The 26,246-nt window shown below is 68.6% G+C and carries 22 protein-coding genes; 11 read left to right on the top strand and 11 right to left on the bottom strand.

Annotation, left to right across the window (positions count from 1 at the left end):
* Positions 1 to 2 precede the first annotated feature (2 nt).
* Together MKD50_RS03455 and MKD50_RS03450 are read right to left on the bottom strand one after the other, a co-directional pair.
* Entirely contained in the window at positions 3 to 1,502 is a 1,500-nt protein-coding gene (locus MKD50_RS03455) for a M81 family metallopeptidase (protein WP_252666384.1), read from the bottom strand.
* 26 nt (positions 1,503 to 1,528) lie between these two features.
* Entirely contained in the window at positions 1,529 to 2,503 is a 975-nt protein-coding gene (locus MKD50_RS03450) for a Bug family tripartite tricarboxylate transporter substrate binding protein (RefSeq protein ID WP_252666383.1), read from the bottom strand.
* Positions 2,504 to 2,675: 172 nt separating this feature from the next.
* Between MKD50_RS03450 and MKD50_RS03445 the strand changes: the two genes are divergently transcribed.
* Positions 2,676 to 3,683, top strand: coding sequence for a LysR family transcriptional regulator (locus tag MKD50_RS03445; protein WP_252666382.1), 1,008 nt, complete (start codon positions 2,676 to 2,678; stop codon positions 3,681 to 3,683).
* 22 nt (positions 3,684 to 3,705) lie between these two features.
* On the opposite strand, the gene MKD50_RS03440 is transcribed toward MKD50_RS03445, so the two are convergent.
* Positions 3,706 to 4,530 (bottom strand): IclR family transcriptional regulator, encoded by an 825-nt coding sequence (locus MKD50_RS03440; RefSeq protein ID WP_252666381.1) that lies wholly within the window; start codon positions 4,528 to 4,530, stop codon positions 3,706 to 3,708.
* Between the two features lie 128 nt (positions 4,531 to 4,658).
* Here MKD50_RS03440 and MKD50_RS03435 point away from each other — a divergent pair, with 128 nt between their 5' ends.
* From MKD50_RS03435 to MKD50_RS03425, 3 genes are all read left to right on the top strand, one after another.
* Positions 4,659 to 6,314, top strand: a complete 1,656-nt coding sequence (locus MKD50_RS03435) for a GMC family oxidoreductase (protein WP_252666380.1) — start codon at positions 4,659 to 4,661, stop codon at positions 6,312 to 6,314.
* Positions 6,315 to 6,425: 111 nt separating this feature from the next.
* Complete coding sequence (locus tag MKD50_RS03430) at positions 6,426 to 7,754, top strand: MFS transporter (RefSeq protein WP_115701341.1); 1,329 nt, start codon at positions 6,426 to 6,428, stop codon at positions 7,752 to 7,754.
* 76 nt (positions 7,755 to 7,830) lie between these two features.
* Positions 7,831 to 8,565, top strand: a complete 735-nt coding sequence (locus MKD50_RS03425; protein WP_240070896.1) for a GntR family transcriptional regulator — start codon at positions 7,831 to 7,833, stop codon at positions 8,563 to 8,565.
* 12 nt (positions 8,566 to 8,577) lie between these two features.
* On the opposite strand, the gene MKD50_RS03420 is transcribed toward MKD50_RS03425, so the two are convergent.
* Positions 8,578 to 9,309: a BON domain-containing protein gene (locus tag MKD50_RS03420; RefSeq protein WP_115701346.1), complete on the bottom strand. Its 732-nt coding sequence runs from the start codon at positions 9,307 to 9,309 to the stop codon at positions 8,578 to 8,580.
* Between the two features lie 167 nt (positions 9,310 to 9,476).
* A complete protein-coding gene (locus tag MKD50_RS03415) occupies positions 9,477 to 10,145 on the bottom strand; it encodes an alpha/beta hydrolase (protein WP_240070898.1) in 669 nt (222 codons plus the stop codon).
* Between the two features lie 435 nt (positions 10,146 to 10,580).
* Here MKD50_RS03415 and MKD50_RS03410 point away from each other — a divergent pair, with 435 nt between their 5' ends.
* From MKD50_RS03410 to MKD50_RS03390, 5 genes are all read left to right on the top strand, one after another.
* Entirely contained in the window at positions 10,581 to 13,046 is a 2,466-nt protein-coding gene (locus MKD50_RS03410; RefSeq protein ID WP_240070899.1) for a DUF3772 domain-containing protein, read from the top strand.
* 169 nt (positions 13,047 to 13,215) lie between these two features.
* Entirely contained in the window at positions 13,216 to 14,103 is an 888-nt protein-coding gene (locus MKD50_RS03405) for a LysR family transcriptional regulator (protein ID WP_252666379.1), read from the top strand.
* 59 nt (positions 14,104 to 14,162) lie between these two features.
* Positions 14,163 to 15,278 (top strand): NAD(P)H-dependent flavin oxidoreductase, encoded by a 1,116-nt coding sequence (locus tag MKD50_RS03400; RefSeq protein WP_256503207.1) that lies wholly within the window; start codon positions 14,163 to 14,165, stop codon positions 15,276 to 15,278.
* Between the two features lie 169 nt (positions 15,279 to 15,447).
* Positions 15,448 to 15,798 carry a mechanosensitive ion channel protein MscS gene (locus MKD50_RS03395; protein ID WP_252666378.1) on the top strand — a complete coding sequence of 117 codons (351 nt, stop codon included), beginning with the start codon at positions 15,448 to 15,450 and terminating at the stop codon, positions 15,796 to 15,798.
* An 11-nt stretch (positions 15,799 to 15,809) separates the two neighbouring features.
* Positions 15,810 to 16,394 carry a methyltransferase domain-containing protein gene (locus tag MKD50_RS03390; protein WP_115701358.1) on the top strand — a complete coding sequence of 195 codons (585 nt, stop codon included), beginning with the start codon at positions 15,810 to 15,812 and terminating at the stop codon, positions 16,392 to 16,394.
* A 254-nt stretch (positions 16,395 to 16,648) separates the two neighbouring features.
* Here the strand turns inward: MKD50_RS03390 and MKD50_RS03385 are convergent, their stop codons facing one another.
* The 4 genes from MKD50_RS03385 to MKD50_RS03370 form a co-directional block, all read right to left on the bottom strand.
* Positions 16,649 to 19,765: an efflux RND transporter permease subunit gene (locus MKD50_RS03385; protein WP_115701360.1), complete on the bottom strand. Its 3,117-nt coding sequence runs from the start codon at positions 19,763 to 19,765 to the stop codon at positions 16,649 to 16,651.
* Between the two features lie 6 nt (positions 19,766 to 19,771).
* Positions 19,772 to 20,932 carry an efflux RND transporter periplasmic adaptor subunit gene (locus tag MKD50_RS03380; protein WP_240070903.1) on the bottom strand — a complete coding sequence of 387 codons (1,161 nt, stop codon included), beginning with the start codon at positions 20,930 to 20,932 and terminating at the stop codon, positions 19,772 to 19,774.
* A gap of 2 nt (positions 20,933 to 20,934) precedes the next feature.
* The gene (locus MKD50_RS03375) at positions 20,935 to 22,380 is read right to left on the bottom strand and encodes a TolC family protein (RefSeq protein WP_240070904.1); all 1,446 of its coding nucleotides are present in this window, start codon (positions 22,378 to 22,380) and stop codon (positions 20,935 to 20,937) included.
* A 217-nt stretch (positions 22,381 to 22,597) separates the two neighbouring features.
* Positions 22,598 to 23,008 (bottom strand): cobalt-zinc-cadmium resistance protein, encoded by a 411-nt coding sequence (locus tag MKD50_RS03370; RefSeq protein WP_115701367.1) that lies wholly within the window; start codon positions 23,006 to 23,008, stop codon positions 22,598 to 22,600.
* 306 nt (positions 23,009 to 23,314) lie between these two features.
* Between MKD50_RS03370 and MKD50_RS03365 the strand changes: the two genes are divergently transcribed.
* Together MKD50_RS03365 and MKD50_RS03360 are read left to right on the top strand one after the other, a co-directional pair.
* Positions 23,315 to 23,545 carry an antitoxin of toxin-antitoxin stability system gene (locus MKD50_RS03365; protein ID WP_252666377.1) on the top strand — a complete coding sequence of 77 codons (231 nt, stop codon included), beginning with the start codon at positions 23,315 to 23,317 and terminating at the stop codon, positions 23,543 to 23,545.
* Positions 23,538 to 23,897, top strand: a complete 360-nt coding sequence (locus MKD50_RS03360; protein WP_252666376.1) for a type II toxin-antitoxin system PemK/MazF family toxin — start codon at positions 23,538 to 23,540, stop codon at positions 23,895 to 23,897. The genes MKD50_RS03365 and MKD50_RS03360 overlap by 8 nt, the downstream gene beginning before the upstream one ends.
* Positions 23,898 to 23,903: 6 nt before the next feature.
* On the opposite strand, the gene MKD50_RS03355 is transcribed toward MKD50_RS03360, so the two are convergent.
* Together MKD50_RS03355 and MKD50_RS03350 are read right to left on the bottom strand one after the other, a co-directional pair.
* Entirely contained in the window at positions 23,904 to 25,526 is a 1,623-nt protein-coding gene (locus MKD50_RS03355; protein ID WP_252666375.1) for a rhodanese-related sulfurtransferase, read from the bottom strand.
* Complete coding sequence (locus tag MKD50_RS03350; RefSeq protein ID WP_240070907.1) at positions 25,523 to 26,140, bottom strand: cysteine dioxygenase family protein; 618 nt, start codon at positions 26,138 to 26,140, stop codon at positions 25,523 to 25,525. The genes MKD50_RS03355 and MKD50_RS03350 overlap by 4 nt, the downstream gene beginning before the upstream one ends.
* Positions 26,141 to 26,246: the final 106 nt, after the last annotated feature.

The following is a 26,246-nucleotide window of genomic DNA, read 5'->3' as shown; positions in this document are numbered from 1 at the left end:
GGTCAGGCAGCATCCAGCTCAGTGTGCGCTTCCAGCGGATAGATGGGGCGGCGCAGGTTGCGGAACGGAAACTGGCTGTAGTCGGAGCTGCAGACGCCGGGGCCGGCCACCAGCACGATCTCGCTGGCGATCGGCTCGAACCCGGCGCGGAAATGCTGGCGCGACTTGATCAGGATGTACTTGCGGCGCGACAGGTCGATGCCCGCGTGCGTGAACACGCCGGTATCGAACGGCTCCTGCGGTTTTTCGCAGATCACCACCAACGTGCCCGCGACATCCAGCACCACGGTGCGGCCCAGGCTCAGCTTCATGCCCGTGAACATCGGGCCGGTGACCTGATAGTTGCCGTCGGTAATGCACTGCACCCGGCCGGTCAATCGTAGCGGGCAGCCCTTCAGGTCCAGCGCCGGCATGTCGGTCTTGCCGCCCACATCCAGTGTGACGGACTGCCCGACGCCGGCGGCAATCAATTCCACCACGGCGCCCGGATCCCAGAACGGCCCGGCGACCACGCCTTCAAGCCCCTGGCGCAGGACTTCGCCCAACACCGTCATTTCGTCCGTTGGCCCGCCTGCGCCACAGTTGTCGCCATGGTCTACCAGCACCACCGGACCCTGCGGCAGCGCCTTGGCGTGGGCGATGGATTGCGCCATCGGCTCGATCGGGAAGACGAAATCAGCCCGGCGTTCCCACGCCATGCCGCAGAGCTCATCGAGCAAGCGCCGGCCCGCTTCGATTCTGGTGGTCTCAGCCACGATCACCACTGCCAGGCCCGTATGCGGGATATCGGCAAGCGGGAAGCCACCGAACACCGAGGCGTTGAGCACTTCGCCATCGCGCTCGGCCGTCATCGCACGCTCCATGATGTCCTTCATGGGCTGCGCGCGCGGGGTCTGGCGCAGCATGTGGGTGAGCATCGGCAGTGTGCGCCACAGCAAGACCGGACGGGCCTCGCCGCGCAGCGCCGCCATCAGGGTACGGGCGGCGCGTACGCCGGTCTCGTACACATCCACGTGGGGATAGGTGCAATAGCCGGCGATCACCGTGGCATTGTCGACCAATGCAGCGCTGAAGTTGGCGTGGAAGTCCAGCGATACCGCGATCGGCGTCTCCGGCGCCACGGCACGGATGCGGGCCAGCAACTCGCCTTCGGCATCCGGATAACCCTCGGCCACCATGGCGCCGTGCAGGTCCAGCATCACCGCATCGCAGCCGGCGCGTACCGCCTCTACGATGGTGGCCGCCATCGACTCGAAGGCTTCGGCAGTCACCATGCCGCTGGGCACTGCGTTCGCCATCAACGGCATCACGAATTCGTCGCCCTGGCGCCGGGCGATATCGATGAATGCGGCCGCGGCGCTGTTGGTGCCCTGGCAGGCACGGACCGCGTCGTCGCCGTAAAGCGGGCCGTCGGTGCTGCCGCGGTTGAACGCGCTCAGGGGCGTGGTAATCGGTGAAAAGGTATTGGTTTCGTGCCGCATCAGGGCAATGACAAAGCGCATGGACTGGCTCCGACAGCGTCAAGGGTTCAGTTGGCCGCGCGCGCAATGGCGCCATAGCGCATCGATTCGTTCTGCAGGAAGCGGCGGGCCTGCTCGGGGGTGGACAGGACCGGCTCGTAGGCAAGCGTCTTCAGGCGTGCGGCGAAGTCCGCTTCATGCACGCTGGCCTTGACTTCCTGGTAGAGCCGTTCGATGACCGGGGCCGGCGTACCCGCCTTGACCACCAGCGCCAGGTTGCCGCGTACCTGCAGTGCATCCGCGCCACCCGACCTCTGCGTTTCAAGGGCGGAAAACTGCTTAACCGGCTCCGCCTGCAGCACGGCCAGGGGCCTGGCCTTGCCATCCTGTACGTAGTTGACCGAAGAGCCGATCACATCGACATGGGCATAAGTCTGGCCGCCAATCAGATCCGCCATGGCCGGCGGCGAGCCGCGGTACGGAACGATGGTGAAGTCCAGGCCATTGCGGCGCTTCCAGTCGGCCAGGCCGAGGTGGGCGGCCCCCGCGACGACGTTAATGCTGATCGACACCTTGCCTGGATTGCGCTGGATATGCGCTTTCAGTTCACTCAGCGTGATCTCCTTGCGGTCGGCGCGCGTGATGATCCAGTGCGGCACGGTGCTGACGATGGTCACCGGCGTCAGGTCATCGGGCCGATAGCGCAGGCCCTTGATTGTGTAGGGATTGATACTGAGCGTGCCGTCGCTGGCAAGCAGCAGGGTATTGCCGTCGGCCTTCTCCCTGAGTACCGACGACACGCCCGGCACGGTCGCGCCGCCAGCGATGTTTTCCACCACCACCGGCTGACCCAGCCGCTGTTCCAGCTTGCGCGCCAGCGTCCGGCCGATGATGTCGTAGGAACCGCCGGCCGGGAACGGCACCACCAGGCGCAGCGGCCGGTCAGGCCACGCGGCCGCTGCACCTGCGCAAGTGGCCGTTAGCAAGGCTGCGCCGGCAAGCATGCAGCGCATGGTCGAGCGCAAACGGGATACTGCTTCCATGGGTCTCCTCCCGAGGTCTGATTACCTTGTGACGGCTTGGAATGAATCAGGTTATGCGCCGACTATATGGGATCGGTTCCGATACCAAAAGCGAATAAAACTCGCCGTTTGTTGATCAGATGGTTAACCCATAAAATGCGCCATTCAACCTCGCCGAACCCCCGCCTGCCCCATGCCCGCCGAAACTTTCGTCCATACCCTGCTTGGCCGCCTCAAGCTGCGGCATCTGCGCATCATGCTGGCGTTGAGCGAGATGCAGACCGCCGCCGCCGTCGCCGTGCGCTTCCATGTCAGCCCGGCGGCGGTATCCAAGACCCTGGCCGAGATCGAAGACATCGTGGGCATGCCGCTGTTCGAGCGCAGCCGCCGCGGCCTGCGGCTGACCGATCCCGGCAGAGAGATGGCGGCGCATGCCGCGGTCTTGCTGGCGCAGCTGGAACGGCTCGCCGAATCGCTGGAGGCGGTACGTGCCGGCAGCCAGGGGGCGTTGCGCATCGCGTTCCGGACCATGTCGGTGCAGCCCTTCCTGGCACGGGCGATGAGCGACTTCTACCGGGATCATCCGCGCGTGGAGATCAGCGTGATCGAAGGCGGCATCGGGGAGCTCGCGGATCAACTCGTGGACGGCTCACTGGATCTGCTGTTCGCCTATGACGATCCGCGCCTGTCGCTACCCGCGCTGCGCGCGGCGCCAGTGGTCCCGGCACAGAAGGTGGTGATCGTCGCAAGCCAGGACCATCCGCTGCTGACGCGCCGCAAGCTGACGGCGCGTGAACTGTCCGGGCAGCAATGGTGTATCCCGGTGGCCGGCTCGCGCATGCTTCACTTGTTGCATTCGGCATTCCAGACGCTGGACGCGCCAGCGCCCACGCTCGGCATCCGCACCAGCGATGTGGCCGCCACGGCCAGCCTGTTGCAGGCCGGTCATTTCCTGGCGGTGTTCCCGGAGCGCATCGCCGCGCAGCTCACCCTGGCCAAGGTGGGAAAAGTGCTTCGCTTCGAACTCGGCAGCCGCGTGGAGCCGGTGGTCGCGGTGTGGAACGACGAACTCACACCGCGCACGCCGGCTCGCCTGTTTCGCGAGCTGGTCATGCACCGGGCCGGCGAAGCTTTCATGGCCGAGCCGGTGCCGTTGCTGGCCGCGCGCGCGGTGGCGGCGGCTGGCGTTCGCAAGCGCTGAGCGGGCGGCCTTGCAGCCCGGCTCAGTGCGTGCACAGCACCGACGCCATCTCCTTCGCCGCACCCTGCAGCGTCGGCACCGCCTGCAGTAACGCTTCCAGCGAGGCCCGCGCCGTCGGCGCGTGACAGGCGATCGCGGCAACCACCCGGCCCGGTCCGGCGCCGTCCGGTTCGCGCACCGGCACCGCCACCGCGCACATGCCGCGCACGAATTCCTCGTGATCGACGCCGATGCCGCGCGCACCCAGCCGGTCCAGCTCGGCATTGAGTGCCGGCAGGTCGGACAGCGTGCGCGGCGTGTGCGCGGCCAGGTCCAGGCGCCGCAGCGTCTGCTGGCGTTCCAGCCGGTTCATCGCCGACAGGAACAGCTTGCCGCTGGCAGTGCAATGCAGCGGCACATGGATGCCGGGCGATAGCTGCAGGCGCAGCGGCTCGTGCGTTTCCACGCGCTCGACGTAAAGCACGCGGTCGCCGTCGAGCGCGGTCAGGTTGCAGGTCTCGCCCAGCCGCGCCACCAGCCGCGCCAGGATGCCGCGGCATTCGCGCAGCAGTGGCGGGCTGCGCAGCGTCTGCAGCGCCAACGCCGCCGCGGCCGGACCGGGCACATAGCCGCGCTCGGCCGGCATCCGCACCACGAAGCCGCTGCGCTCCATCGCCGTGAGCAGGCGCATCAGCGTCGCCTTGGGCACATGCAGGCGCTGCGCGAGCTGCGACAGCGTCTGCGGCTGCTGCGCCCGTGCCAGGCTGGACAGCACCGTCAGCACGCGCAGGCTGCGGGCATCCTCCTCCGGCACCCCGTCCTCTGCTGCAGTGCGATTCTGAAACGGGATTGACATGTTCTGTTTCACAACCGGCGTCTCCTCGCGATTGGGCTTTCCATTCCGGCACGGGAAAATAAAATCCGGAACAGAACGTTTCAGATTATAAATCCAGGCCGCGGGCTCTGTGCCCAGGCCAGAAACAGGAGACAGCGACGATGTCGCAAACCGTTGACTACATCGTGGTGGGCGCGGGCTCGGCCGGGTGCGTGCTGGCCAACCGGCTCAGCGAAGACGGCCGCTATTCGGTCTGCCTGCTCGAGGCGGGCCCGCCCGACCGCTACCCGTGGATCCATATCCCGATCGGCTACGGCAAGACCATGTTCCACAAGCAGGTGAACTGGGGCTTCTATACCGACCCCGATCCCAACATGCTGAACCGCCGCATCTACTGGCCACGCGGGCGCACGCTGGGCGGCAGCAGCGCCATCAACGGCCTGATCTACGTGCGCGGCCAGCGCGAGGACTACGACCACTGGGCCGCGCTGGGCAATCCGGGCTGGGGCTGGGACGACTGCCTGCCCTACTTCCGCAAGCTCGAGCACAACGACCTCGGCGCCGGGCCGACGCGTGGCACCGGGGGCCCGCTCAATGCCACCTCGATCGACCGGCGCCATCCGCTGGTCGATGCCTTCGTCGCCGCCGGGCAGGCGCTGGGCCTGCCGCGCCAGACCGACTTCAACAGCGGCGACCAGGAAGGCGTCGGCTATTACCAGCTCACCACGCGCAACGGCTGGCGCTGCTCCACCGCGGTGGCATACCTGCGCCCGGCGCGGGGGCGCGCCAACCTGCGCGTCGAAACCGATGCGCACACCACCGGCATCCTGTTTGAAGGCAAGCGCGCCGTGGGCGTGCGCTACACCCAGCATGGCCAGCCCTATATCCTGCGGGCGCGGCGCGAGGTGATCCTGTGCGCCGGCGCGCTGCAGTCGCCACAGCTGCTGCAGCTGTCCGGCATCGGCCCGGCGCCGCTGCTGCAAGAGCTGGGCGTGCCGGTGGTGCATGCGCTGCCGGGCGTCGGCGAAAACCTGCAGGATCACCTGCAGATCCGGCTGATCTACGAGGTGGCCAAACCCATCACCACCAACGACCAGTTGCGCACCCTGGCCGGCAAGGCGCGCATGGGCCTGGAATGGCTGCTGCTGCGCAAGGGCCCGCTGGCGATCGGCATCAACCAGGGCGCGATGTTCTGCCGCGCCCTGCCCCAGGAAAGCGCGACGCCGGACACGCAGTTCCATTTCTCGACACTGTCGGCCGACATGGCCGGCGGCACCGTGCATCCGTTCTCCGGCTGCACTTATTCCGTATGCCAGCTGCGGCCCGCGTCGCGCGGCACCGTGAGAATCCGTTCGACCGACCCGTTCGAGCCGCCGTCGATGCAGCCCAACTACCTGTCGGCCGAACTGGACCGGCGCTGCACCGTCGCCGCGGTGCGCTATGCGCGGCGCGTGGCGCAGACCGAGCCGATGCGCGGCCTGATGAAGCGCGAATTCCGCCCCGGCGACGATGTGCGCAGCGACGACGAGATCCTGCACTTCTGCCGCGAGTACGGCGCCACCATCTTCCATCCGTCGGGCACGGCCAAGATGGGTCCGGCCGCCGATCCGCTGGCGGTGGTCGATGCGCGCCTGCGCGTGCACGGCATCGGCGGGCTGCGCGTGGTGGACTGCTCGGTAATGCCCACCCTGGTCTCGGGCAACACCAACGTGCCGGTGGTGATGATGGCCGAGCGCGCGGCAGACCTGATCCGTGAAGACGCGCGGCGCGAGATCCACCACGCCGACGTGGTCGCGCCGATGGCCGCCGCGGCCTGAAGCGGAAAACCGGCGGGCCGGGCATCCATAACCACCAGGCCAGCCCCGCAGCGCATCGGCGTCCATAACCATCCTTCCAGAGGACGCCGCCCACCACCAGAGGAGACAAGCATGACTAGCCCCAACGAACAGGCGATCCGCAAGGTCGCGCTGGCGTCCGTGATCGGCGCCACCATCGAGTGGTATGACTTCTTTTTGTACGGCGTGGTCGCCGGCCTGGTCTTCAACAAGCTGTACTTCCCCGGCGACGACCCGCTGGTGGCCACCATGCTGGCCTACACCACCTTTGCGGTGGGCTTTGTCACGCGCCCGCTCGGCGGCGTGATCTTCGGCCACTTCGGCGACAAGGTCGGGCGCAAGAGCATGCTGGTGATGACGCTGATGATCATGGGCGTCTCCACCTTCCTGATCGGGCTGGTGCCGACCTATGACAGCATCGGCATCCTGGCGCCGGTGCTGTTGCTGCTGCTGCGCGTGCTGCAGGGCATCGGCCTGGGCGGCGAATGGGGCGGCGCGGTGCTGATGGCGTACGAGTACGCCCCGGCGCACCGCAAGGGCTTCTACGCGTCGCTGCCGCAGATCGGGCTGGCGATCGGACTGTGCCTGGCCTCGGGCGTGGTGGCGCTGCTGTCGCTGACGCTGTCGGATGCGCAGTTCCTGGCCTGGGGCTGGCGCGTGGCGTTCCTGATCTCGGCGGCGATGGTGTTCGTCGGCATGTATATCCGGCTCAACGTCAAGGAAACGCCGGAATTCGCCGTGATCAAGCAGCGCAATGCCGAAACGCAGATTCCCTTTGTCGACATGATGCGGCGCTATCCCGGCAATATCGTCAAGGGCATGGGCGCGCGCTATATCGACGGCGTCTTCTTCAACGTCTTCGGCGTGTTCTCGATCACCTACCTGACCCAGACCGTCCATATCAGCCGCACGCAGGCGCTGGTCGGGGTGATGGCGGCGGCGATCGCGATGTGCTTCTTCATCCCGTTCTTCGGCCACCTGTCCGACCGCATCGGCCGCACGCGGGTGTATTTCTGGGGTGCGCTGATCACCGCGCTGTCGGCCTTCCCCGCGTTCTGGCTGATGCTGAACAGCGGCGGCAACACCATGCTGCTGTGGCTGGCCATCGTGGTGCCGTTCGGCATCCTCTACGCCGCGGTGTACGGGCCGGAGGCGGCGCTGTTCTGCGAGCTGTTCGATGCCAGGGTGCGTTACACCGGGATCTCGTTCGTCTACCAGTTCTCGGGCATCTTCGCTTCCGGCATCACGCCCATCATCGCCACGGCGCTGCTCAAGTCGGGCGGCGGCCAGCCCTGGCAGATCTGCGCCTACGTGGCGTTCGCGGGACTGGTGTCGGCGCTGTCGGTAGCGTTGATCGGGCGGGGCGCGGGCGCCGGGGCGCCGCGCGAAAGCGGCGTGCCGCTGCGCGGCCCGGCGCGCTAAGCGCAAGGGTAGCGGCGTCGTTGCGGCAGGCCGGCAATGTCTTAGAATGGCACCACGCTAATGACAGGGACATTGCATGCAACCTTCGGACGGCACCGGCACCGGAACCGGCACCACCGCCGCCCCGCTCCTGCCCAAGGTGGTGCGCCAGCGGCTGCACGACACCGTGGTCGACCACCTGCGCAACTTCATCGTCGAAGGGGTGCTGGCGCCCGGCATGAAGCTGAACGAGCGCGAACTGTGCGAAACGCTGGGGATCTCGCGCACGCCGCTGCGCGAGGCGCTCAAGGTGCTTGCCGCCGAGGGGCTGATCGAGATCTCGCCCAACCGCGGCGCCAGCGTCTCGCGCATGAGCGAGGCCGAGGCGTGGGAGGCGTTCGAACTGATGAGCGGCCTGGAAGCCTTTGCCGGCGAGCTGGCGTGCGAGCGCATCACCGCGCCGGAACTGGCCGAGATCAAGGCGCTGCATTACGCCATGCTGGCCTGCCATGCCCGCAACGACCTTCCTGGCTACTACAGCCGCAACCAGGAAATCCACGACCGCATCGCCGCGGCGGCGCGCAATCAGACCCTGCTGCAGACCTACCTGACGCTGAACCGGCGGCTCAAGGCGATGCGCTTCCGCTCCAACCACCAGACCGACAAGTGGGAGCGCGCGGTGCACGACCACGAAGAAATGATCCGCGCGCTGGAAGCCCGCGACGGCAAGCGCCTGGCGTCCATCCTGCGCCAGCACCTGCTGGAGAAGCGCGCCGCCGTGATGCAGATCCACCCGGATCCGGCCAGCGCGCCTGCCGTGCCCAATGCCTGAGTGCGGCGCGCGTCAGCGCCGCGTCGCCAGGATGCGATAGCCGCGGCTGCAATGCTCCTGCGCCGCGGCGCGGGCTTCATCCGGATCGTCGAACAGGCCGGCCTGGGCAATCCCCGGCACCAGCACGGCCTCGCCGGATTCCGCGCCGAGGAAGCGCCCGTCGCGCGACTGGACGATATACAACACGTCCGCGCCCACCTCTCCCACCGGCTGGCGCCAGCCGGCAGACTGGCCCAGGCGCCGCTGTCCGGGCACGCTGCCGCCCGCGCCGGCCTCCTGCTGTCCGTCGTCCGTACCGCCTGCGCGGCGCGCCACCTGCAGGTTGTTGCGCACCTCATTGACGCCCAGCACGTCTTCGGCCAGCTCTTCAATGCGGTACTTGATGCCGCGCTCGGCCACGGTGCCGGTCAGCGTGACGATGCCCGAGCCAACGTCGACGGTCACGTCCGAGACATCGTCGTCGGCATGCGCCAGCCGTTCGCACAGGTCGTCGCGGATGCGCGTGTCGGTGCGCTGGTAGTTCTTGGGCAGCCGGCGCGATGCGGTCCGCGCCGGGATGCCGGGACGGTACTGGTCTTCCGGACCCTCGCCGTCTTCCGTGCCATAGCGCGCCTGCCCGTAGCCAAAGCCCGAGCCGCCCGGATTGCCGCTGCGCCAGTGGTGTGCCTGGCGCGTATCGCCGGGCTCGCCATAGCCGCGGTTGCGCCACGTTTCCCTGATTTCCGACGGTGGATAGTCTTTCATGGATTGCCTCCGATCTGAACGCGCGGGTTGCGCCATATCTGGCGCCGTGTCTGCTATCGGTAGCATCATCCATGCCTCACGGCCGGTCACCGCGGCGCGCGGCGGCTCGCGCCTCGCGGACCGCCGCGCCGGCGCGCACCGCGCAAGCGCGGCAACGATCGAAGTTTTTACACGGTGGCGCCGTGCGCGGGCCGGTCGAGGTAGCCGCCGACGATGCGCACCAGCAGCGGCAGCTTGCCGGTGAAGAAGTGATCCGCGCCCGGCACCACCACTACGGGCAATGCCTGGGGCCGGGCCCAGTCGAACAGCGCGGCGAGTTGCGCGCGCTCGTCGCGCTCGCCATGGACCACCAGGCAATCGGCCGGCACGGCGGGCGTGTCATAGCTGCGATGGCCTTTCACCACGCCGTAGGGGACGCCCGTCAGCACCAGGTGGCGGATCGGCACGGACTGCGCCGCCAGGGCCGCGGCAACATGGGTCATGACGAAGGCACCGAAGGAAAACCCGGCCAGCGCCAGCGGCAGGCCGGGATGCGCGTCGCGCAGGTGGGACACCACCGCCAGCATGTCCTGCGCCTCGCCGCGGCCCTGGTCATGGGCGCCGCCGGAGCCTTCCACGCCCCGGAAATTCGGCCGCACGGTCAGGTAGCCGCGCGCCACCAGCGCCTTGGCCAACTGGTGCGGCACCTTGTGCGTAGCCGAACCGCCCAGCAAGGGGTGCGGATGGCTCACCACGGCAATGCCGCGCGGATCGCCTTTCGGTCGGTCGACCAGCATTTCAATCGGCCCGGCGTCGCCGTCGACCCTGGCCTTTTCGGTGCCTGACGCCAGCGCCATGCGTTCTCCAGAAGATGTTGAGTGACTGAGGCAATGCGGGCCGCGCAGGGCCCGAAGCCGGTGATGTTACTGCGATGGCGGCGAGCATGCCGACGGCGGCCGCGCCGGCGCCACGGGCATGGATGCGTATCAATTTGTCACAGTGTGCCCGATCCGCCGCGGCATGCGGCGGTGTGGCGGATGCGTTTTTCTATAATTTCGCGAATCGCGCCCAGCCGCTGCCGATGCCAATGCATCGGCGCATTTGGCCTGGCCTGACCATGCGCCGAGGGGATCGCCAGCGAGCGGCGGTCCCCTCGCCTGTTCATTGCCGGTGTCCCGGCCGTTCCCGCATCCGGTCGCCGCGCCGCATCCTGCCTGATGCCGGCGCGACAGGCGATCCCTCAGGTCGATGCCGGACTGCCGCAAGCCGTCACCGTCCGACGAGATTCCGCCATGAGCAACGTTTCACGGCTCGCACTGGGCCTTGCGCTCGCTGCGCTATGCCACCTGATGCCAGCCACCCTGCCCGCCGCGAGCGCGGCGCCGGCATCCGAGGCCGCTTCCGCCACCGAGGCGCAACAGCCGCCCGCCCTCACCCACACCGAAGCCAGTGCCGAACTCAAGCGCCTGCAGACCGAGCAGGACCGCATCAAGCAGCAGGCCTCCGATCCCGACGGCACCACCAAGCTGGATGAGCTTGACCATGACCTGCACAAGCTCGATGCCGATGTCGACAAGCTGTCCGCCGCGCTGGCGCCGCAGCGCGCCCAGCTGCAGGCGCAGCTCGACGTGCTGGGCCCGCCGCCGTCGGACGGCATCGCCAAGGAAGCCCCGGCGGTGGTCCGCCAGCGCGCCGAACTGAACGCGCGGCGCCTGCAGCTCGATGCGCAGCTCAAGCAGGCCGCCGAGAGCAAGGAGAACATCGCCAACCTGAGCGGCCAGATTGGACGGCTGCAGCGCAGCCAGCTGAAAGACCAGCTGGCGCTGCGCTCCGACAGCATCCTGAACCCGCAGTTCTGGAAGCCGATGGTCAGCCCCGCCGCCGAGGACCGCGCGCGCATGGCCGCGTTCCTGGATCAGGTGGCGCCGATGGTGCAGCTGGCCTGGCAGCCGTCGCAGCGCGCCGCCACCATCGCCCTGCTGCTGCTCGCGCTGGGCGTGTGGCTGCTGGGCAAGCGCCTGGCCGAACGCGCGCTGGCCTGGTTCTGCCTGAACAAGCTGCCGCCGACGCGGCTGCGGCGCAGCGCGCTGGCGCTGGCCACCACCATCGCGACGGTGGCCACCACGGGGTTGGCGGTGCAGATCGTCTACAACGCCTTCACCCGCAACTATGAACTGCCGCCGGACCTGATGACGCTGTACGGCGGGCTGGTCAAGCTGACCCTGACCAGTGCCCTGATCGCGGGCCTCGGGCGCGCGCTGCTGTGCACGCGCCACCCGTCCTGGCGCCTGCCCGCCCTGGCCGACCCCGTAGCGCGGGCGATGAAGCCGTTCCCCGCGGTGCTGGCCGGGCTGTTGCTGCTGGCCGGCACGCTGGAACAGCTCAACCGCATTGCCGATACCAGCGTGCAGGTCACGCTGCTGGGGCGCGGGCTGGTCTCGCTGGTGGTGGTGCTGACCATCGGCGCGGCGCTGCTGCGCGCCAACCGCGTGCGCAACGAGCTGGCCGCCGCCGGCGAGCAGCCCGAGGCGCGCGCCACGCTGGCGGGCCTGATCCACGCCGGTGTCACCCTGATCGTGATCGTGTCGATGGTGGCGCTGCTGGCCGGCTATATCAGCTTTGCGCGCTTCCTGACCTACGAGCTGGTCTGGTTCGACATCGTGCTGTGCAGCCTTTACCTGCTGACCCAGGTTACGCGCGATCTGTTCGAAAGCCTGTTCTCGACCCAGCACGCCAGCGGCCAGGTGATCAAGCAGCTGTTCGGCGTCGACGATGCGCGGCTGGAGCAGGCCGCCACCATCCTGTCCGGCATCGGCGCCAGCCTGTTGCTGCTGCTGGCCGTGGTGGCGCTGCTGACCGGCGGCTTCGGCACCACCCCCGCGGACCTGGTCAACAGCCTGGTCACCGTGCTGGGCGGCGAAAAGCTGCGCAGCCTGAACATCATGCCCGAGCGCATCCTCAACGCGCTGGTTGCGCTGGGCGTGGGCATCTGGCTGCTGCGCACGGTGCGGCGCTGGCTGGATGCGGAGCTGCTGCCCAAGCTGTGCATGGAGCCCGGGCTGCGCGCGTCGCTGATCACGCTGTTCAGCAATGTCGGCTACGTGCTGCTGGTGCTGCTGACGCTGTCGCTGCTGGGCGTGCGCTGGGACAACCTGGCGTGGATCGTCAGCGCGCTGTCGGTCGGCATCGGCTTCGGCCTGCAGGAGATCGTGAAGAACTTTGTCTCCGGCCTGATCCTGCTGACCGAGCGCCCGGTCAAGGTGGGCGACATGGTCAGCATCGCCGGCGTCGAGGGCGACATCCGCCGCATCAACGTGCGCGCCACCGAGATCCAGCTCGGCGATCGCTCCACCGTGATCGTGCCCAACTCGCAGCTGATCTCGCAGAACCTGCGCAACGTCACCATGAGCAACAGCACCCAGGGGGTGGCCTCGCTGCAGCTCACCTTCCCGCTGAACACCGACCCGGAGCAATTGCGCGACCTGCTGCTCGACGTCTACCGCGAGAACGAAAGCATCCTCGACGTGCCCGCGCCGTCGGTGATGTTCAGCCAGCTCGCGCCCAACGGCATCACGCTGTCGGTGACCGGCTATGTCGGCAGCCCGCGCATCGCCGCGAATACTCGCAGCGACCTGCTGTTCGAGATCCTCAAGCGGCTGCGCGCCGCCGGCATCTCGCTGTCGGTGCCGCAGTCGCTGCGGCTGGAGAACATGCCGCCGTTCGGGCCCGAACCGGAGCGCGCGCTGGCGACCGGCTGATGGCCGGCGGCGGTGTGCCGCTCTGTTCCCCCGCTACAACGCGGCCTCCCCGCGGCGCGCACGGGGCGGCTGCAACAGATATTCTCTTGGAAAGATTTTCTGTTTTATTATATTCTCCAAACGAGAATATCCAGATGACCTCTTTTCCGCCTGCCGCGCCCAACCCTTGATGGAACTGGCCGAACTCGAAATCTTCCGCGCCGTAGCCACGGAGCAGAGCATCACCCGCGCCGCGCGCCTGCTGGACCGGGTGCAGTCCAACGTCACCACGCGCGTCAAGCAACTGGAAGAAGCGCTCGGCGTGGCGCTGTTCCAGCGCGACAGCAAGCGCATGCTGCTGACGCCCGAAGGGCACCGGCTGCTCGCCTATGCCAACCAGATGCTGGCGCTGGCCGAAGAAGCGCGGCAGTCGGTGCAGGGCGCCGCGCCGTCGGGCCGCCTGCGCATCGGCACCATGGAAAGCGCCGCCGCCAACCGCCTGCCGATGCCGCTGGCGCGCTTCCACGCGGCCTGGCCGGGCGTGGAAATCGAGATCCGCACCGGCACCACGCGCGCGCTGGTCGATGCCGTGCTCGACCACCGTCTGGACTGCGCCGTGGTCGCACACCCCGGCGCAGGGCCGGCGCGCGCGGTCGACATGGATGAACTGGCCCCCGGCCTGGAAGGCACCTATCTGTTCACCGAACACCTGCAACTGGTGCTGCCCGGCAGCCATCCCAAGGCGCACGGGCCGCAGGACGTCGCGTTGCGCCGCCTGGCCGCCTTCCCCAAGGGCTGCACCTACCGCCAGTGCGCGGAAGCCTGGCTGGCGCAGGGCAGCGACGACATGCGCCAGCGCCTGGCCATCACCGAGATGCCGTCGTACCACGCCATGCTGGCCTGCGTCAGCGCCGGCACCGCGATGGCGATCCTGCCGCGCTCGCTGCTGGCGCTGCACCGCGACGCGGTCGACGTGCAGACCGTCCCGGTACGCGCGGTGCACACCTATATCGTCAAGCGTGCCGGCTATGCCACGCACGCCTGCGACGCCTTCGTGCGCGAGCTGCGCGACGGCTGACCCCTGCCGTCCCTCCTCGCCGCACCATCGCCATCGAACCTTGCCAAAGGAGCGCCAAATTGACCCCGACAACCCCCATCGCTGACCGGCTGCCGCTGTTGCGCAGGCTTGGCATTCGCACCCCCATCATCCAGGCACCCATGGCAGGTGTCAGCACGCCCGCCCTCGCCGCGGCCGTCACCAATGCCGGCGGGCTGGGTTCGCTCGGCGTTGGTGCCATGGATGCCGAAGCCGCGCGCAAGGCCATCCGCGAGACCCGCGCGCTGAGCAGCGGCCCGTTCAACGTCAACGTGTTCTGCCATGCGCCGGCCGTTGCCGATGGCGCGCGCGAGCAGGCCTGGCTGGCCTACCTCGCGCCGCGCTTTGCCGAATTCGGCGCGACTCCGCCGACGGCGCTGCGCGAGATCTATCGCAGCTACCTCACCGACGAAGCCATGCACGCGATGCTGCTGGAAGAACGCCCGGCCGTGGTCAGCTTCCATTTCGGGCTGCCCGACGCGGGCCGGATCCGCGCGCTGCGCGACGCCGGCATCGTGCTGCTGGCCAGCGCCACCTCGCTCGACGAGGCACGCGCGGTCGAGGCGGCCGGCCTCGACGCGATCGTCGCGCAGGGCATCGAGGCCGGCGGCCATCGCGGCGTGTTCGACCCGGCCGCCGTCGACGAAGGCCTGGGCACTTTCGCGCTGGTACGCGTGCTGGCGAGGCAGACCCGCCTGCCGGTGATCGCCGCGGGCGGCATCATGGACGGTGCCGGCATCGCCGCGGCGCTGGCGCTCGGCGCGCAAGCCGCGCAGCTTGGCACCGCCTTTATCGCCTGCCCCGAGACCGTGGCCGACGGTCCTTACCGCGAGGCCCTGCTGCAGGCGCGCAAGCCGACCGTGCTGACGCGAGCCATTTCCGGCCGCCATGCCCGTGGCCTGGCCAACCGCTTCACCGAGCTGGGTGCGGCAGCCGACGCGCCCGCCACGCCCGACTACCCCACCGCCTACGATGCCGGCAAGGCCCTGCACGCCGCCGCCAGGGCGCGCGGCAGCGCCGACTTTGCCGCACAGTGGGCCGGCCAGGCGGTGCCGCTGGCCCGGGCGCTGCCGGCGGCGGAGCTGGTCGCGGCGCTGGCCGGCGAGCTTGCCGCCAGCGCGCGCGGGCTGGGGGCGCTGGCCGAAACGCTCGGATAAGCGGTTTCGGACACAGCCGTCTTACCGCGTCTTACATCGGGTTAGAAATAGGCAGGTCTTAAAGCCGCGGTTACAAAGCTAACAAGTCGACCCGGGGCCCGAAACACCTTGATCGCCGCTTTGCGTCCATCATTCAGGAACACAAGCTGTGCATGACAAGGAGTTCGAAATGCGCCCCTCCACCCGCACCGTCGCCGCGGCGGTCCTGGCCGCGACCCTGGTCGCCGCCGGATCCGCCTCCGCGCGCGGCCGGCATCACCACCATGGCGGCTCCAACGCCGGCGCCGTGCTGGCGGTCGGCGCGCTGGCCGGCCTGGCACTGGGCGCCATGCTGGCCTCGGGACCGGTGGTAGCGGCACCGGTCGCGCCGCCGCCCGTCACCTACGCACCCGCGCCGGTCTCGTACGCGGCGCCGGCGGTGCCGCCGGGCTATTGCTACCGCGACTACGACCGTGCCTACGTGCCGTGCGCCCCGCAGCCTTCCGGCTACTACCGCGAGGCGCCGTACTACGGCTACTGAGGCCTGCCGCCATGCCGGTCGACCGCGACTATTTCGCCGGCCTGTACGGCCGCAACCAGGACCCATGGGGCATCGGCACGCGCTGGTACGAAGCGCGCAAGCGCGCCCTGCTGCTGGCCACGCTGCCGCGCGAGCGCTTCGCCCGCGCCTTCGAGCCCGGCTGCGGCGGCGGCCACCTGAGCGTGGCGCTGGCGCCGCGCTGCGACGAGCTGGTGGCGATGGAACTGGCCGAGACCGCGGCCGAGCAGGCGCGGCAACGGCTGGCACCGTTCCCGCAGGCACGCGTGCTGACCGGCGAATTGCCGCAGCAGTGGCCGGAAGGCAGCTTCGACCTGATGGTGTTTTCCGAACTGGGCTACTACTTTCCCAAGCCGGACTGGCACGAGGTCGCCGCCATGGCCGCGCGCGCGCTGGCCGACGACGGCGTCATCGTCGCCTGCCATTTCCGGCATCCGTTCGCCGAGCAGCAGATTACCGCGCAAGCGGTGCATGACGCGATCGGTGCGCAGCGGGGGCTGTATCGGCATATCCGCCACGAGGAGCCGGATTTCGTGCTGGAACTGTGGACGCGGCAGCTGGAGATGCGGCTGGCGTAGGTGCCTGTGTTAGCTGGAAACGGAAAACGCCCCATGCAAGCAGCTACTTGCATGGGGCGTTGTCTTTGCGGCTATTGCCACGCACACCGGTTCCTGATCGACCGTCTGGGTACTCCCTCTCCCGCTTGCGGGAGAGGGTTGGGGTGAGGGCCGGTGCATCGACGAAGTAAAGCGCGTCGGTATGCCAGTGCCTGCCCTCTCCCCCGGCCCCTCTCCCGCAGGCGGGAGAGGGGAGCAAACCAGCGGTTCAACAATTACACCGGCACATCCCGAGTCGGATCCGGCTTGCTATCATCGAACCAGCGGTACAGCGTCGGCACCATCACCAGCGTCAGCAGCGTCGACGTAATCAGCCCGCCGATCACCACCACCGCCAGCGGCCGCTGAACCTCGGAACCCGGGCCGGTAGAGAACAGGAACGGCACCAGGCCCAGCATGGCGATGGTCGCGGTCATCATCACCGGACGGAAACGCTGCGTCGCGCCCTGCACCACCGCCTCGTCGAGCGACAGGCCCGAGTCGCGCAGCGTGCGGATGTACGACACCAGCACCACCCCGTTCAGCACCGCCATGCCCCACAGCGCGATAAAGCCCACCGACGCCGGCACCGACAGGTACTCGCCGGTGACGAACAGCCCGATGATGCCGCCGATCGATGCGAACGGCAGCACCGTGATGATCAGCGTGGCAAAGCGCAGCGAGTTGAACAGCAGGAACAGCAGGAAGAAGATCGCGGCGATGGTGACCGGCACGATGATCTTCAGGTGGCCCATGGCGCGTTCCATGTTCTGGAACTGGCCGCCCCACTCGAGGTAATAGCCTTCGGGCAGCTTGACCTTGGCGCCGGTGGCCTGCTGCAGCTCGGCGACGAAGCCGCCGAGGTCGCGGTCCTTCACGTTGATCATCACCACCACGCGGCGCTTGGCCATTTCGCGGCTGATCTGCGCGGGACCGTCGTTGACGTCGATCCTGGCCACGCTCTGCAGCGGCACCTGCGTGCCGTCCGGCGTGTTCACCAGCAGCTGGCGGATCGACTGCACGTTGTTGCGGAACTCGTCCGGCAGGCGCACCGCCGCCGCAAAGCGGCGCTCGCCTTCGAAGATGTCCGTGGCGCGCTTGCCCCCGATGGCGATCTCGATCACATCGTGGATGTCGGAGACGTTCAGCCCGTAGCGCGCAATCGCCTGGCGGTCGATCTCGATCGACAGGTACTGCTGGCCCGACACGCGCTCGATGCGGATATCCTGCGAGCCCTGGATGCCGCCGGCGACGCGGGCGATCTCGCCCGCCAGCTCGCGCAGCTTGTCCAGGTCATCGCCGAACACCTTCACCGCCACGTCGGAACGCACGCCGCTGACCATTTCGTCGACGCGGTCCGAGATCGGCTGCGCCATCACGATCTGCACGCCCGGAATGGCCTTGAGCTTTTCGCGGATGGCATTGGCGATATCGTCCTGGGTCCAGCCGTCGGGCCACTCGTCGCGGTCCTTCAGGCTCGCGATCGGGGTCGATTCGTTCTGGCCCTGCGGGTCGGCCGGGCTTTCGCCGCGGCCCACGCCCGACACCACCGACTTCACGCCCGGCACGCCCAGCACCAGCTTGTTGGCTTCCTTCTCCAGCTTGATCGACTCTTCCAGCGAGATATTGGGCACGCGGTCGATCGCGGGGACAATCGAGCCTTCCTTCATCTCCGGAATGAACGAGGTACCAAGCAGCGGCACGATCAGCAGCGTGGCGACAAAGGCGCCGACCGCGCTGAGCACGGTCTTGCGGCTGTTGCCCAGCGCCCAGTGCAGCAGGCGCAGGTAGTGGCGCTTCATGAAGGCGATCAGGAACGTGTCATGCTCGGCACCGCCCTTGAGCAGGTACGACGACAGCACCGGCGACAGCGTCAGCGACAGGAACAGCGAGATCGCCAGCGCGATCGAGATGGTGAACGCCAGCGGCGCGAACATCTTGCCTTCCATGCCCGACAGCGTCATCAGCGGCAGGAACACCAGGATGATGATGCCCACGCCCACGATCACCGGCGTGGCCACTTCCTGCACCGCCTTGACCAGGATCTCGGTCTTGCTCAGTCCGGGCTCCTTGTGGCCGAGCCGCTCGAACGCGTTCTCGACCACCACCACCGAGCCGTCGACCATCAGGCCGATGGCGATCGCCAGCCCCCCCAGTGACATCAGGTTGGCCGACAGCCCCGCCTCGTTCATCACCATGAAGGTCAGCAATGGCGTCAGCACCAGCGTGGCCAGCACGATCACCGACGAACGCACGTCGCCCAGGAACAGGAACAGCACGATCACCACCAGCACCACGCCTTCGAGCAGCACCTTGGTCACGGTCCACAGCGCCGCGTCGACCAGCTCGCTGCGGTCGTAGTACGGCACGATCTGCAGCTTGCCCGGCAGCATGCCGCGCTCGTTGATCTCGGCCACGCGGGCCTTGACGCGGCTGACCACTTCCTTGGCATTGCCGCCGCGCATCATCATGACGATGCCGCCGACCGCCTCGGTCTGGCCGTTCTTGACCAGCGCGCCCTGGCGCACCTCATGGCCGATGGTGACGTTGGCCACGTCGCGCAGGTAGACCGGCGTACCGTTGACCTCTTTCAGCACGATGCTGCCGAGGTCCTCGACACCCTTGGCCAGGCCGACGCCGCGGATCAGGTACTGCTCGGCGTAGTGCGGCAGCACGCCGCCGCCGGAGTTGGCGTTGTTGCGCGCCAGCGCCTCGTAGACCTGCTGGATCGACACGCCGTAATGGCGCATCCGCTCCGGGTTGACCAGCGCCTGGTACTGGCGCACATAACCGCCCTGCGAGTTGATCTCGGCCACGCCGGGAATCGAGCGCAGCAGCGGGCGCACCACCCAGTCCTGGGCGATGCGGCGCTCGGCCAGCTCTTCCTGGGTCAGTTCGCGGTTGCCGTCGTCGGCGCGGTCCAGCGTGTACTGGTAGACCTCGCCCAGGCCGGTCGAGACCGGCCCCAGCACGGGCGTGACGCCCTCGGGCATGCGCCCGCCCACTTCGATCAGGCGCTCCATCACCAGCTGGCGCGCGAAGTACACGTCGGTGGCATCGGTGAACACCAGCGTGATCAGCGACAGGCCCGCCTTGTTCAGCGAGCGCATCTCTTCCAGCCCGGGCAGGCCGGTCATGGCCATTTCCACCGGCACGGTGACAAAGCGCTCCACTTCCTCGGGCGAACGGCCCGCGGCTTCGGTGGCAATCTGCACCTGCACGTTGGTCACATCCGGGAACGCATCCACCGACAGCTTGGTGGCAGCACGCAGGCCGAAGAAGAACAGCACCACGGCAAGGACGCACACCACCAGCCGCTGCTTGATGGCGGCTTCGACTAGGGATTTCATCATGGCCGATTACCCTTGTTCGAGGCGCTTGCGCTCGTTGTCCAGGTGGAAGGCGCCCTCGACCACGATGCGGTCGCCGGCCTTCACGCCGTTCTGGACCACGCGCATGCCATCGCTTTCGGCGCCCAGCTTGACGCGGGTCAGGCGGTACTTGTTGCCCGGCATCTCGACATAGACCAGCTCGTCATTGCCGTCGCGCACCACCGCCGCCGCCGGCACCACCAGCTGGTCGACCGGCTTGCCGGCAATCAGCATGCTGGCCAGCATGGCCGGCTTGAGCCGGCCCTCGCGGTTCTCCAGCTCGGTGCGGACCAGCACTGTTCGCGACTGCGGGCTGACCGTGCGGCCCACGTAGATCAGCTTGCCGGTAATGGTCTGGCGGCCGGCGCCGTTGGCCAGCGACGGCACCTCGATCTCGACGCTCTGGCCTTCGGCCACCTGCGCCGCCTGCTGCTCGGGCACCTCGGCCACCACCCATACGCGCGACAGGTCGGCCACGGTGTAGAGCGCGTCGGCGGGCTGCACCACCTGGCCCTGCGCCACGTTGCGCTCGACCACGGTGCCGCTGATGCTGGAATACACCGGCGAGTGCGAGTTGATGCTGCCGCTCTTGGCCAGTTGCGCGATCGAGCTTGCCGACATGCCCAGCACGCGCAGCTGGTCGCGGTAGGCGCGCATCTCGGCCGAGGCAATCGCCAGTTCGCTCTCGCGGCGCTGCAGTTCGCCGCGGCCGATCACGTCGGCGGCAAACAGCTGGCGCGCGCGCTCGGCGTTGCGGTCTTGCAGCTCGGTCTGGGCCTCGCTCTTCAGGAACGCCATCTGCGCCGCGCCCAGCTCGCTGCTGTGCAGGCGCGCCAGCACCTGGCCGGCCTTCACTTCCTGGCCCAGCGTGGCATAAAGGTCGGTGACGCGGCCGGTCACGCTGGCGCCGATGCGCGATACGCGCTGCTCGTCGAAGTCAATGCGGCCGGCCACGCGCAGCATCTCGCTGAACGGGGAGGTGGCCACCGGGGCCACCTTCAGGCCCTTCTGCAGGTTGCCCTCGGGCTGGATCACGCCGGGCGGCAGCTTGGGCGCCTCGGCCACCGGCTCAGGTTTGTCGGAACAGGCCGCCAGGCTGAACGTCAGGACGGCGGCGGCCGTCAGCGAAAGCAGGAAATTGGGACGCATGGTTATTTCTGTTCGATGTTGGACGTCGGCTGCAGGCCCGGCGCGGCGGTGGCGCCCGGGGCGGTCGACATAAGCTTTTCGATCTGGATCGCGGCCAGCTGCAGGTCGTACTGCGCGGCGATCAGCTCATTGCGCGCGCCACGCAGCACGCGCTGGGCATCGAGGTAGTCCAGGATGCCGCGCTCGCCGAAGCGGTAGGCGGCCTCGGCCACGCCCAGCGCCGACTCGGCCTCGCGCACGATGCCGGACTCCAGCGCCGTCACCTGGGCCTGGTTGATTTCGTACTGGCGGTAGGCCGCTTCCAGTTCCTGCGTCAGCTCGAACTCGCGCATCTCCAGCGCGCTGCGCGCCTGCGTGGCCTGCGCGGTGGCTTCGCCCACCGGGCCGCGGCGGCGGTCCCACAGCGGGATGGTCAGGATCAGGCCGATCTGCGAGACGTTGTTGTCGGGCTGGCGGTCGGTGCTCGCGCGCAGCGCCACTTCCGGCCAGCGCAGCGACTTCTGGTAATCGACGCCCAGCTGCGCGCGCTCCAGCTCCATGCGGCGCTGGACCAGTTCGGCGTTGCTGGCGGTCATGGTGTCGCGCAGCGCCGGCAGCGGCGGCACGTCGGGCGACTGGCCCAGCGTGCCCGCCAGCGAGAACTGGCCCGGCATGGCGCCACCCACCTGCTGGCGCAGCGCGGCCTTGGCCTGGTTGACGCGCAGTTCGGCGGTCTGCTGGCTCTTCTGCGACGCCAGCAGTTCGGTCTCGGCCTTGATCAGCTCGTAGCGCGGGGCCTCGCCCACCTCCACGCGCAGGCGTGCGCGCGAGTGGATCTGGCGCATCATCGCCAGGTCTTCCTCGGCCGCGTGCAGTTCGCTCTCGCGGCGCAGCACGTCGTAGTAAGCAGTCTTCACGCGCGCGGCCAGGTCGGCGCGGAAGCCCTGCCGCAGCGCCTGCGACGACTCCAGCCCGCGCGTCGCCATGGCCTCGCGCAGGCTGCGCTGGTGCGGGTAATCGAACTTCTGCACCACGGCATAGCTGGGCGCATTGCCGCTGGCCACGCCCGGCTGCTTGCCCGACATGCGGCCATACAGCACCTCGACCTGCGGATTCGGATAGGCGCGGGCGCTGCTAATGGCGGCGCTGGCCGCATCGACATTGGCTTCGGCGGCGGCCACGCCCTTGTTGGTGGACTGGGCCAGGTCGAGCAACTGGGGCAGCGAGTAAGCGGGTCCGGCGGCGGCGGCGCCGGCAGGAGCGGTCTTCGGTACGGCGGCGGCCGCCAGGATGGCGGCGCCCGGCAGCGGCGCGGCAGCCGGCTTGGCCAGCGGTGCGCGGGCCGCGGGCGCGGCGGCCAGGTCTGTCGCCTTCGCGGACGCGCCGGCTTGGGCGCCGGCCTGGGCCGGGGCCGCGGCAAGCGCCATCAGCGAAAGCGACGCGATCAGGGTCAGCTTGGTGGTTGTCATGAGTCGGGAATGCAAGCAGTACGTCTGCCTTTCGCCACGCTGCCGCCCGCCCGGGGTGACGCCATCACGGGGACGCGGTCACGGCAGGACGCACAACGGCAACGGCATGCCCGCGCGGTCAGGCGGCAGGCAGGCTGGCGATATCAGGCAAAGGGGCGCGGCCCGCGGCTGGGCGGCTGCATGCGGCAGCGCGCATGATGCGGGCGCAGGAAGGCGGTCAGGCCAGGGCTATGGGCGGCCGGAAGAAGGCCGAAGGCGGCGGGTCGGCGCGACCGGGCGGGCGCTGGGCCACGTCACCGCTGGGCAGCAGCAGCTTCACCGGCGGCAACGCAAACAGCGCACTGGATTCTTCGATCTCGTCGAGCAGGTCGAGCGGATCGAGCAGGTCCGCCGACCAGATATTGCAGTACCCGGGTGGCGGGTCATCGCAGATATCGTCGTCGTTAAGCCCGTCGTCGCCGGGCACCACGAGCCGGCCCAGATCGTCCACAGGCTGGGCCGCCGCCATGTCGATCAGGTCCACCCCGGCCTGCTGCGGCCCCGGCAACGCCGCGCGCGCGTCCGCCGCTGCTCCAAAGGAGAGCAGCGACAAGCACATGGCAGTCAGCAGCAGAAACAACAGTCGCATTGGGTCGGGGGCGGAGACGGCATCGCGGGGCCGGGATGTTTAGGGCCGCCGGGATGCTGCAGGACAGCATTGTAACTGAACGATTACGATTGACAGGGAATCGTTACGTTCGTTCCCTTGCTGTAGAGAGATCGCGCGTCTTTCACGTCTTTCAGACTTCTCCCCTCCCCTGCCATTGCCCGTCTCCGTAGGCTTCTGTCACCCTCTGGCCTAGCGGCTCAGAGTTCATCGTCTGCAATTTCGTAATACAGAAACGAGTGACAAATGAGCGCTATAATTGCGTATTACCCATTGTCGGAACCACTCATGCAAGGTACGACCTTGTCATTCCGCGCAAGCGAAGAACTGGCCGAGAAAACCCGTGCGCTGGCGACTGCGGCAGGCCAGAAGACGTCGGACTACATCCGCGACGCCGTCCGCGAGAAAAACGAGCGCGAGATGGCCAACCGTATCGCGATGCTGTCGCGCAAGTTAGGGGCGATGCACCTGGCGGCCAACGAAGAGATGGACAGCACCGCCGGAGACGGCCTTGCTTAAGCTGAGGCGGGGACAGGTCTGGGAGGTCGATTTCGATCCCCAGACCCACCGTGAAGAGCCGGCCAAGCGTAAACGGCCGGCGCTGGTGGTGCAGACCGACCTGCTCAACGATGCCGGCCATCCGACCACCATCGTCGTGCCCGGGACCTCGCAGATCGAGCCGGAGGATTGCTTTCCGCTGCGGGTGGCGCTGGGGAAGCTGCCGGGATTGGCCTATGAAACCGACCTGTTGATCGACCAGGTCCGCGCGATATCCAATCGCCGTTTCATGGGCAGCCGTCCCCTGGCGACGTTGGCCCCCAACCACCTGCGCAAGGTGGAAGAGGCCATGCGCCTGCTGCTGCGGCTGTAGGCCGCCCTACACCACCCTGAACCCATGCGTCCCGTCGCGCTCCAGTTGCGCGATCAGGCCGAATTCCCAATCCAGGTAGCCCTGCATCGCCTCGCGCGGGTTGTCGGTGCCTTCATAGGGGCGCCGATAGCGGTCGGTGCGGTCCGAGGCCAGGCGCGTCTCGCCGCTCTCCAGCGGCAGGCCCGCGGCGATCCAGGCCTGGGTGCCGCCCTCCAGCACGAATACCTCCGCATCGGTCAGGCGCCGCAGGTCGGCCGCGGCAAAGCGCGCCAGCAAGCTGCTGCCGCAGGTAAGCACGTAGCGCCGCGGACGGGGGATGCGGGCCAGCGCGTCGGCCAGCTGGGCGCGGATGACAAAATGCGCGCCCGGGATATGGCGCCTGACGTAGTTGGCGCTGGTGGTGAAATCCAGCACGGCGGTGCCGCCGTCACCGGCATCCAGCCATGCGCCCAGCTGCGCCGCGCCGACGCTGGCGACGGGCGCTGGCGTTGGCACCGGCGCGGCGACCGCCCCGGTTTCGCTGCGCGCCGACGCCGCCACCGGTTCCACCACCCAGACCTCCCAGCCCATCTGCGCCAGCCAGGATCCCGTCATGCCGGCGCGCACGTCGTCATCGTCCGCCAGCACGATGCGCGCGCCGCGCACCGGCGCGCTGTGGTCGGTTTCCTGCACCAGCTGCCCGCCCGGCGCGTTGACGAAACCCGGCAGGTGGCCGTCGGCGAATTCCTCCGGCGTACGCACATCGAAGCGGTACAACGTGCGCCCGGGCGCCTGCAGCGTGTCCAGCTGCGCCAGCGCGATGCGCCGCACGCCGGCCCGGTCGGCGATCTCGCGCGCGCCGCGGCGGGCGCTGTCGCGGTTGGCGTCGCCGACCGTGGCCGGGGCGCGGCGGCTGGCGCCATGGTCCAGCTGCTGGCCGGCCAGGGTCCAGCCGATGGTGCCGTTGCGCAGCGCCGCCACCGGGTTCGGAATCCCCGCGTTCACCAGCGATTGCGTGCCGATGATGCTGCGCGTGCGTCCCGCGCAGTTGACGATCACGCGCGTGCGCGGATCGGGCGCGAGCTCGCGCACGCGCAGCACCAGCTCGGCACCCGGCACGCTGGTGGCGGTCGGGATGCTCATGGTCTGGTACTCGTCGAAGCGGCGCGCATCGACGATCACCACATCGGCCCGGCTGTCGATCAATGCCTGCACTTCCTCGGCCGCCAGCGACGGCGTATGGCGGGCGGCTTCGACCACTTCGCCGAAGGACTTGCTCGGCACGTTGACGTCGCGGAACACCTCGCCGCCGCCCTCGATCCATGCGCGCAGCCCGCCCTCAAGCAGATGCACGCGGGTATAGCCCAGGCCTTGCAGCACCGCCGCCGCGCGTGGCGCCAGGTCAGCGCCGCCATGGTCGCCGTAGATCACGATCAGCGTATCGCGGCGCGGGATGCGCGCCCACGCGTCCAGTTCCAGCCGCGACAGCGGAAAGTTCGCGGCCCACAGCGGGTGCTCCTGCGCGAAGGGATCTTCCTCGCGCACGTCGATCAGTGCGATTTCGTCGCGGTTGCGCAAGGCGTTGCGCACTGCTTCTGGAGAAAACGTCGGAAAGGCCGGCACGTCCGGCGTAGCGGTGACGGTGGTCATGACTGGGCAAGCTCGCGGGAACGGTCCCACGGATTGGGAAGGGACTGGTTGGAATAGCCGGAGACAAAGGGCTTGCGGGTGCCGTCCTCGGCGTAGACCGAGCGGCGCACCGCACCGATATTGGCGCCGTAGACATGGATGCTGACCGAGACGCGGTCGTCGTAGACGTTGTTGACGCGATGGATATCGCCCACGGCCGGCGACACGGCTTCGACCTGGCCGGGCAGCAGGCGCACGCTCGCGCCACTCGCAACCGGGCGCCCGGCGGCATCGAGCGCGAACGCCTGCGCATCTTCCGCGCCGCGCAGCATGCCGATCAGGCCCCACACGGTGTGGTCGTGGATCGGCGTGCGCTGGCCCGGTCCCCAGACAAAGCTGACGATGGAGAAGCGCTCGGCGGAATCGCAATGCAGCAGGTGCTGCTGGTAGTACTCGGGGTGCGGCTGGGCCCACGCCTCGGGCAGCCAGTCATCGCGCGCGACCAGCTTTGCCAGCAAGGCCCCGCCTTCACGCAGGATGCGGGGCTCGTCGGGATGCTGGTCGAGCAGCGCGGCCAGGCCGGTGATGAAATCGCGCAGCGGTGCCAGCGCGTTGGGATCGGGGGAACTGCCCATGGGAATGCTCCGGAGTGTCTCGTTGTGGTGCCGGCTGCCGGGGCCGGCCGCGCGGCCCTCTGCGGGGCGCTGCCCCGCAAACATAGCACGGCGGGCGCGGCGGCGC

The sequence above is a fragment of the Cupriavidus mimosae genome, assembly GCF_023952485.1.
GTDB classification, from domain to species: domain Bacteria; phylum Pseudomonadota; class Gammaproteobacteria; order Burkholderiales; family Burkholderiaceae; genus Cupriavidus; species Cupriavidus taiwanensis_C.
The sequence above is the reverse complement of the archived record's forward strand: the minus strand, read 5'-3'. Positions and strand labels throughout refer to the sequence as shown.

Excerpts from the sequence above, each read along its gene's own strand:
- MKD50_RS03380 (WP_240070903.1), bottom strand. The coding sequence starts at position 20,932 with ATGCGTCCCAATTTCCTGCTTTCGCTGACGGCCGCCGCCGTCCTGACG.
- MKD50_RS03450 (WP_252666383.1), bottom strand. The coding sequence starts at position 2,503 with ATGGAAGCAGTATCCCGTTTGCGCTCGACCATGCGCTGCATGCTTGCC.
- MKD50_RS03355 (WP_252666375.1), bottom strand. The coding sequence starts at position 25,526 with ATGACCACCGTCACCGCTACGCCGGACGTGCCGGCCTTTCCGACGTTT.
- MKD50_RS03395 (WP_252666378.1), top strand. The coding sequence starts at position 15,448 with ATGCGCCCCTCCACCCGCACCGTCGCCGCGGCGGTCCTGGCCGCGACC.
- MKD50_RS03375 (WP_240070904.1), bottom strand. The coding sequence starts at position 22,380 with ATGACAACCACCAAGCTGACCCTGATCGCGTCGCTTTCGCTGATGGCG.
- MKD50_RS03390 (WP_115701358.1), top strand. The coding sequence starts at position 15,810 with ATGCCGGTCGACCGCGACTATTTCGCCGGCCTGTACGGCCGCAACCAG.
- MKD50_RS03405 (WP_252666379.1), top strand. The coding sequence starts at position 13,216 with ATGGAACTGGCCGAACTCGAAATCTTCCGCGCCGTAGCCACGGAGCAG.
- MKD50_RS03445 (WP_252666382.1), top strand. The coding sequence starts at position 2,676 with ATGCCCGCCGAAACTTTCGTCCATACCCTGCTTGGCCGCCTCAAGCTG.
- MKD50_RS03365 (WP_252666377.1), top strand. The coding sequence starts at position 23,315 with ATGCAAGGTACGACCTTGTCATTCCGCGCAAGCGAAGAACTGGCCGAG.
- MKD50_RS03455 (WP_252666384.1), bottom strand. The coding sequence starts at position 1,502 with ATGCGCTTTGTCATTGCCCTGATGCGGCACGAAACCAATACCTTTTCA.
- MKD50_RS03410 (WP_240070899.1), top strand. The coding sequence starts at position 10,581 with ATGAGCAACGTTTCACGGCTCGCACTGGGCCTTGCGCTCGCTGCGCTA.
- MKD50_RS03430 (WP_115701341.1), top strand. The coding sequence starts at position 6,426 with ATGACTAGCCCCAACGAACAGGCGATCCGCAAGGTCGCGCTGGCGTCC.
- MKD50_RS03370 (WP_115701367.1), bottom strand. The coding sequence starts at position 23,008 with ATGCGACTGTTGTTTCTGCTGCTGACTGCCATGTGCTTGTCGCTGCTC.
- MKD50_RS03385 (WP_115701360.1), bottom strand. The coding sequence starts at position 19,765 with ATGATGAAATCCCTAGTCGAAGCCGCCATCAAGCAGCGGCTGGTGGTG.
- MKD50_RS03415 (WP_240070898.1), bottom strand. The coding sequence starts at position 10,145 with ATGGCGCTGGCGTCAGGCACCGAAAAGGCCAGGGTCGACGGCGACGCC.
- MKD50_RS03435 (WP_252666380.1), top strand. The coding sequence starts at position 4,659 with ATGTCGCAAACCGTTGACTACATCGTGGTGGGCGCGGGCTCGGCCGGG.
- MKD50_RS03350 (WP_240070907.1), bottom strand. The coding sequence starts at position 26,140 with ATGGGCAGTTCCCCCGATCCCAACGCGCTGGCACCGCTGCGCGATTTC.
- MKD50_RS03420 (WP_115701346.1), bottom strand. The coding sequence starts at position 9,309 with ATGAAAGACTATCCACCGTCGGAAATCAGGGAAACGTGGCGCAACCGC.
- MKD50_RS03425 (WP_240070896.1), top strand. The coding sequence starts at position 7,831 with ATGCAACCTTCGGACGGCACCGGCACCGGAACCGGCACCACCGCCGCC.